We start from the raw sequence: 6995 nt of genomic DNA, 5'->3' as shown, positions 1-6995 counted from the left end.
GGGCGCATCGGCCGGCGGCCGGCGGCGACCGCGGCGGCGACCTCCGCGGTCAGCGCCGGGCTGAACAGATGCCCCTGGCCCAGATCGCAGCCCAGATCCCGCAGCCGGATCATCTGCTCCTCCGTCTCGATGCCTTCGGCGGTCGTGCTCACCCCCAGGCCGCGGCCGAGCGCCACGATGGCCCGGATCGCCTCGACCCGCGCCGGATCGCCCTGGGCGGCGGCGAGGAACGCCCGGTCGATCTTGATGGCGTTGAATTTCAGCCGCGCCAGCTGGCCGAGGCTGGTGTAGCCCGCCCCGAAATCATCGAGCGCCACACGCGCGCCCGCCGCCTGAAGCTGGTCGAGCAGCCCGCCCTCCGTCTCCGCGTCGCGCAGGGCGGCGGCTTCGGGGATCTCGATCTGCAGGCGGCGCGCGGGGAAGTCGGCGGCGTCGAGGATCCACAGGATGCGTTGCGCCAGCATCCGGTCGCCCAGCTGCGCGGGCGAGATGTTGAAGGCCAGCCGCAGCCCGTCCGGCCAGCCGTGCGCATCCGCGCAGGCGCGGGTCAGCAGCCGGTCGCTGAGTTCGGGCAGCAGGCCCATGTCCTCGGCCAGCGGCAGGAATTCGCAGGGCGGCACCGGCCCGTCGGGGCCGTTCCAGCGCGCCAGCGCCTCGAACCCCACCAGGGCGCCGGTGGCGAGGTCGGTGAGCGGCTGGTAATGCGGCTCGATCTCGCCGCGATCCAGCGCCAGGCGCAGCGCCTGCTCGCGCCGCGCGCGGTCGCCCAGCGCTTCGGCCATCGCGGGATCGAAGCGCACCACCTGGTCGCGGCCGAGGCGCTTGGCTTCGTAAAGCGCGGCGTCGGCGCGGCGCAGGGCCTCGTCCTGGCTGGGCGCGTCTTCGGGCGTCAGGGCGATGCCGATGCAGGCCCCGATGCGCGCCGTCGCCCCGCCCGCCATCGCCACCGGCTCCGCCAGCGCCACGACGATGCGCCGGGCGAGCGCGGTGACGTCCGGCGTCCGGGTCCGGTCCGCGATCAGCACGAATTCGTCGCCGCCGACCCGCACCACCAGCTCCGGCCCCGCCAGCTTGCGCAGGCGCTGGGCGACCACCTCCAGCAGCCGGTCGCCGCCTTCGTGGCCGAGCAGCGTGTTGACCTGCTTGAACCCGTCGAGGTCGAGGCACAGCACCGCCGCCCCCCGCGTCCATGGCCGGCGCGCCTGGCGGCGCGAGCCTTCGGTCCGGCGGGCGCCGCGGCGCCGGTCGCCGGAATGCTCGGCCAGATGCTCGTCGAGGCCGCGGCGGTTGGGCAGGCCGGTGAGCGGGTCGTGACGGGCGAGCCATTGGGCCTCCTGTTCCGCCGCGTCGCCGCGCGCCGCCTCCCGCCGCAGCCAGATCCCGCGATAGATCAGCAGCACGGTGGAGAACATGCCGGCGACGAACAGGCCGACCAGCGCCTCGTCGAGCTCATATTCCTCATGGGCCTGCAGGTAGTCGTAGACCTGCTCCAGCGCGTCGATGCGCTGGAACCACAGCCAGCAGAGGACCGCAAGCGCCGCGAGCATCACCTCCACGCTCGTCGAGCCTTGCCCCAGCTTTCGGATGCGATGCATGCGCGCGTCCTCTCTCCCACCGATGCCGGAGGGGAATAGGGCGCGGAGGTTCAGGATTGATTTACGCAACCGGCCGCGGATCGTCGCGCAAACGACACGAAACCGAGACGGGCATGACATGCGCCGCGGCTAGGGGTCAGGCCCCGCCCCTCCAGCCGTCAACGGAGCCTCTCATGATCCGCAGCACGCTGCTCGCCGCCGCGCTCGCGCCCGCGCTGACCCTCGCCGCCGGCGCCGCGAACGCCCAGACCGACATCACCTGGTGGCACGCCATGGGCGGCCGTCTGGGCGAGGTGGTCAACGAGATCTCGACCCGGTTCAACGACAGCCAGTCCGAGTACAAGATCACCCCGATTTTCAAGGGCAATTACGAAGAGACGCTGACCGCGACCATCGCCGCGTTCCGCGCCGGCGAGCAGCCCAACATCGCGCAGGTGTTCGACGCGGGTTCGGCCACCATCATCGGGGCCAAGGGCGCGGTGCTGCCGGCCGAGGATCTGCTCAAGCAGAACGGCTACGCGTTCGACGTGAACGACTACATCGAGGGCGTGCGCTACTTCTACGCCGACGCCGCCGGCAAGATGGTGGGGATGCCGTTCAACTCCTCGACCCCGGTGATGTATTACAACACCGAAGCGCTTGAGAAGGCCGGCGTCGAGCCCCCCAAGACCTGGGAGGAGTTCGAGGCGATCGCGCCCAAGCTGAAGGCAGCCGGCTACGTCGCGCTGGCCGAAAGCCACACTCCGTGGATCTTCGTGGAGAACTTCTTCTCCCGCCACAACCTGCCCTTCGCGACCAACGACAATGGCTATGACGGGGCCGAGGGCACCCAGCTGCTGCTGTCGAAGACCCCTGAGCTGAAGCGCCACTTCGAGAAGCTCAAGGAATGGAAGGACGCCGGCTACTTCGGCTATTACGGCGCCGGCTGGAACGACAACCAGGCCCCGTTCGAAAACGGCGACGTCGCGCTCTGGCTCGGCTCCTCGGGTTCGTTCGGCGGGCTGCAGAAGTCGATGAAGGCGCCGTTCGAGGCCACCTACCTGCCCTATTGGGGCGACGTGAAGGGCGCCGGCGGGACCACCTTCATCGGCGGCGCCGCGCTCTTCGCGCTGGCCGGCCATCCGAAGGAGGAGAACGAGGCCTCCGCCGCGTTCTTCGAGTTCCTGACCTCGCCGGAGATCCAGTACTACTGGCACAAGGAAACCGGCTACGTCCCGGTGACCACCGCCGCCTACCAGATGGCCAAGGACGACGGCTATTACGAGAAGCTGCCTTCGGCCGAGACCGGCATCCTGCAGCTGTCGCTGCCCGGCGGCGAGTGGACCAAGGGCTACCGGATGGGCTTCTACACCCAGATCCGCGACGTGATGAACCGGGAGTTCGGCAAGGTCTTCGCCGGCGAGACCTCGGTCGACGAGGCGCTCAAGACCATCGACGAAGAGGGCGACCGCCTGCTGGAGCGCTTCGCCAAGACCTCCGGCTGAGCCCGCTTCGTCCGACCCCGACGGGGGCGCGCCCGCGCCCCCGTCCCCCCCGCGTACCCGTCCCCCCGGTTCCCGCTTTTCCGCGTCACCGTCCGAGCGCCGCGTCGCGTCCCACGCGCTCCGGGGCCCGTCTTCGCCCGAGGTCGGGCCGGGGCGGGGCCTTTTCCGCTTGTTTCCCTGACCCACCGGAGCCTCCCATGAAGAAGGTGCAGTTCGGCCCGTCCTGGACGCCCTACCTGCTGCTCGCGCCGCAGCTGATCATCGTCGCGGTGTTCTTCCTGTGGCCGGCGGGCGAGGCGGTGCGGTCGTCCTTCTATCTCGAGGATCCGTTCTTCGGGAACGCCACCTTCGTGGGCTTCGACAACTACGTGGATTCGACCTCGGCCGCCGATTACGGCCGCTCGGCGCAGTTCACCGCGGTGTTCACCGTGGCGATCTGCGTGATCTCGCTGGGCATCGCGCTGGCGCTGGCGGTGTCGGCCGACGCGGTGCTGCGCGGGCGCGACGCCTACAAGACCGCGCTGATGTGGGTCTACGCCATCGCGCCCCCCGTCGCCGGCCTGATCGGCGTGATGATGTTCGACCAGCATATCGGCCCGCTGACCGAATTCGCCCGCTGGCTCGGCTGGGACATGCAGGTGGGCGTCAGCTATTTCGACACCGCCGTCGCCATGATCACCGTGGCGTCGTGGAAGCAGATCCCGGTCAACTTCATCTTCTTCCTCTCCGGCCTCCAGGGGATCCCCAATTCCCTGCGCGAGGCGGCTTCCATCGACTGCCGCTCCCCGGTCCGCCGGTTCTGGACGGTGGTGTTCCCGCTGCTCGCGCCCACCAGCTTCTTCCTGCTGGTCATCAACATCACCTACGCCTTCTTCGAGACCTTCGGCGTGCTCGACGTCATGCTGAAGGGCGAGCCCGGCAACAACCCGGTGACCCTGGTCTACAAGGTGTTTCTCGATGGCTTCCGGGGCCAGGACCTCGGCGGCTCCTCGGCCCAGTCGGTGATCCTGATGATCGCGGTCTTCGCCCTGACCGTCGTGCAGTTCCGCCTGATCGAGCGGCGCGTGCATTACACCTGAGGACCCCAGCCATGACCGTAGCCGATCCCGCCTTCGTCGCTCCCGCCGTCCCGCGGACCGTCAACCGCGCCCGCCGGCGCACCCAGATCCTGCATCATGTCGTCCTGATCTTCGGCGCGCTGCTGATGTGCGGGCCGATGTTCGTGACCTTCATGTCCTCGACCTGGGACCCGGTGACCATCCATTCCGAGGGGCTTCAGCTCGGCTGGGGCGGCAATTTCCTCGAGACCTACGAGACGGTGCTGTTCGAGGGCGGCGGCTTCACCGGCGAGATCACCGGCACGCTGATGCTGTGGAACTCGGTGCTGCTGGGCTTGGGCTTCGCGCTGGGCAAGATCGCCATTTCGATGATCGCCGCCTACGCCATCGTCTATTTCCGCTTCCCGTTCGCGAGCCTGGCGTTCTGGGTGATCTTCTCCACCCTGCTGCTGCCGCTGGAGGTGCGGATCCTGCCCTCCTACGAAGTCGTGCAGGGGCTCGGCCTGCTGAACACCTGGGGGGGGATGATCCTGCCGCTGATCGCGTCGGCGACCGCGACGTTCTTCTTCCGGCAGTTCTTCCGCTCCATCCCCGACGAGCTGCTGGAGGCGGCGCGCATCGACGGCGCCGGGCCCTATCGCTTCTTCGTCGACATCCTGCTGCCGCTGTCGAAAACCATGATCGCGGCGATCTTCATCATCATGTTCGTGGTCGGCTGGAACCAGTATCTGTGGCCGGCGCTGATGACCACGGACGAGAGCCTGTTCACCACCGTGCGCGGCATCCGCCAGATCCTTCAGGCGTTCATCGGCGCGAACATCCCCGATTACAATCAGGCCCTGGCGCTCGCCATCCTCGCCATGGCGCCGCCGGCGCTGGTGGTGCTGGTATTCCAGCGCATGTTCATCAAGGGCCTCGTGGAGACCGAGAAATGAACGTCACCGTCGCAAGCCGTCCCGCCGTCTCCGCCCCTGAAACCTCCGCGCCCGCGGGGACCCCGACGCTGGTCATCGACAACGTGATCAAGCGCTACCCCAACGGCGCCGCCGCGGTGCGCGGCGTGTCGATCGAAGTCGCGCAGGGCGAGCTGGTGGTGTTCGTCGGCCCGTCGGGCTGCGGAAAGTCCACGCTGCTGCGCATGGTGGCCGGGCTCGAGGACATCACCGAGGGTGAGATCCGCATCAAGGGACGCCGCGTGAACGAGGTCGAGCCGGCCGAGCGCGACATCGCGATGGTGTTCCAGAACTACGCGCTCTACCCCCACATGACCGTCCGCCAGAACCTCGCCTACGGGCTGAAGAACCGCGGCACGGCGAAGGCGGCCATCGAGGCCAAGGTGGCCGAAGCCGCCGCCATGCTCCAGATCGAGGATTTCCTGGACCGCAAACCCTCGCAGTTGTCGGGCGGGCAGCGGCAGCGGGTGGCGATGGGGCGGTGCATCGTGCGCGACCCGTCGATCTTCCTGTTCGACGAGCCGCTGTCGAACCTCGACGCCCGCCTGCGCACCCAGATGCGGCTGGAGATCCGCAAATTGCAGCGGCGGCTCGGGGTCTCGGCGATCTACGTGACCCATGATCAGGTGGAGGCGATGACGCTCGCCGACCGCATCGTGGTGCTGAACGGCGGCCAGATCGAGCAGGTCGGCGCACCGTCGGAGGTTTACGCCCGCCCCGCTTCGACCTTCGTCGCGGCCTTCATCGGGGCGCCGGCGATGAACCTGGTGGCGGCCGAGGTTTCGGAGGGCGCGCTGCGCCTCGGCGAGGCCGCGGTTCCCTTCGCCGGGCCGCCCGCCGGCATGGCGAACGGCTTCGTGACGCTCGGCCTGCGCCCGGAAAAGGCGCGGGTGGTTCCGGCCGGCGCGCCCGATGGCCTGCCCTTCAGGCTCGACGCGGTGGAGGAGCTGGGGGCGACCCGTCTCCTGCACGGCCATGCGGCGGGGGCGGAGATGGTGTCGGCGATGGATGCCGCCGACCCGATCCCCTCAGGCCCGCTTGCCCTCCACGCCGCGGCCGAGGACCTGCATTTCTTCGACGCCGTGACCGGGCTGCGGCTGTGAGCGGGGATCGCGCGCGCCTGGCCCAGGGCCTCGCCTCCGCCGCCGGCGCCCACCCGCCTCTGTGGCTCGGAAAGCGCTTCGACGCGGAGGGCGTCGCGCTGCCCGACGGCGGCGCGACCGTGATCGGCCATGTGCGGGCGCCGGCCGCGGTTGCAGCCCTGTCGGCGGTGCATGACGGGCTGGCGCAGGCCGGGCTCGCCCGGTTCTGGGCCTGGCTGCCGGCCTCGTCCTTCCACATGACCCAGTTCGACCTGATCCTGCACAACCGCCGCGAGCCCGACCGCTGGCCCGAAGGGCTCGCCCCCGACCTGCCCGCCCCCGAGGCCGACGTCGCGATCACCGACCGCCTGCGCGGGTTTTCGACCGGCGAGGCGTTTCCGTTCCGCATGAAGATCCGCGGCCTCTACGCCTCCGCCGGCGGGCTCGGCGTGGCGCTGGGCGGCGAGACGGCGGCGGAGGAGGCGCGCCTGCGGGCGATGCGCGACCGGATCGCGGCGCGGACCGGGCTCGCGCATCGGCCGGGCCATGGCGAATATCCGTTCCACATCTCGCTCGCCTATCTGACGTCCTGGCCCGAGACGGCGGCGCTGGCGGCGGAAACCGACGCGGCGCTCGACGCGGCCGAGGCGGCGCTGATCGAGGCGCTGCCGGTGGTCGAGATCGGCGCGCCCGAGGTCTGCGTCTTCGACGACATGACCGAATTCCGGCCGCTGTTCGCGCTGGACTGAACCGGGCCGCCCGTGCCGGGCGGCGCCGCGCGACGACCGGGCCAAGGGCGGCGCCGCGGCGCCCGCGCGGCGCG

6 protein-coding genes are annotated in these 6995 nt (G+C 70.0%); 5 read left to right on the top strand and 1 reads right to left on the bottom strand.

The window, feature by feature from the left end; all coding sequences use genetic code 11:
* The coding region (locus ACTB72_RS19595) for a putative bifunctional diguanylate cyclase/phosphodiesterase (RefSeq protein WP_463038702.1) at positions 1-1595 on the bottom strand (1595 nt) is incomplete at its 3' end.
* Positions 1596-1768: 173 nt separating this feature from the next.
* Between ACTB72_RS19595 and ACTB72_RS19590 the strand changes: the two genes are divergently transcribed.
* From ACTB72_RS19590 to ACTB72_RS19570, 5 genes are all read left to right on the top strand, one after another.
* On the top strand, positions 1769-3079 hold the full coding sequence (locus tag ACTB72_RS19590) for an extracellular solute-binding protein (RefSeq protein ID WP_463038701.1): 1311 nt from the start codon (positions 1769-1771) through the stop codon (positions 3077-3079).
* A 197-nt stretch (positions 3080-3276) separates the two neighbouring features.
* On the top strand, positions 3277-4158 hold the full coding sequence (locus ACTB72_RS19585) for an ABC transporter permease subunit (protein WP_463038700.1): 882 nt from the start codon (positions 3277-3279) through the stop codon (positions 4156-4158).
* A gap of 11 nt (positions 4159-4169) precedes the next feature.
* Positions 4170-5072: a sn-glycerol-3-phosphate ABC transporter permease UgpE gene (gene ugpE, locus ACTB72_RS19580; protein ID WP_463038699.1), complete on the top strand. Its 903-nt coding sequence runs from the start codon at positions 4170-4172 to the stop codon at positions 5070-5072.
* A complete protein-coding gene (gene ugpC, locus ACTB72_RS19575; RefSeq protein ID WP_463038698.1) occupies positions 5069-6193 on the top strand; it encodes a sn-glycerol-3-phosphate ABC transporter ATP-binding protein UgpC in 1125 nt (374 codons plus the stop codon). The genes ugpE and ugpC overlap by 4 nt, the downstream gene beginning before the upstream one ends.
* Complete coding sequence (locus ACTB72_RS19570) at positions 6190-6921, top strand: DUF1868 domain-containing protein (RefSeq protein ID WP_463038697.1); 732 nt, start codon at positions 6190-6192, stop codon at positions 6919-6921. The genes ugpC and ACTB72_RS19570 overlap by 4 nt, the downstream gene beginning before the upstream one ends.
* The last annotated feature ends 74 nt before the right edge of the window (positions 6922-6995 follow it).

The organism is Albimonas sp. (assembly GCF_055129145.1).
The sequence above is the reverse complement of the archived record's forward strand: the minus strand, read 5'-3'. Positions and strand labels throughout refer to the sequence as shown.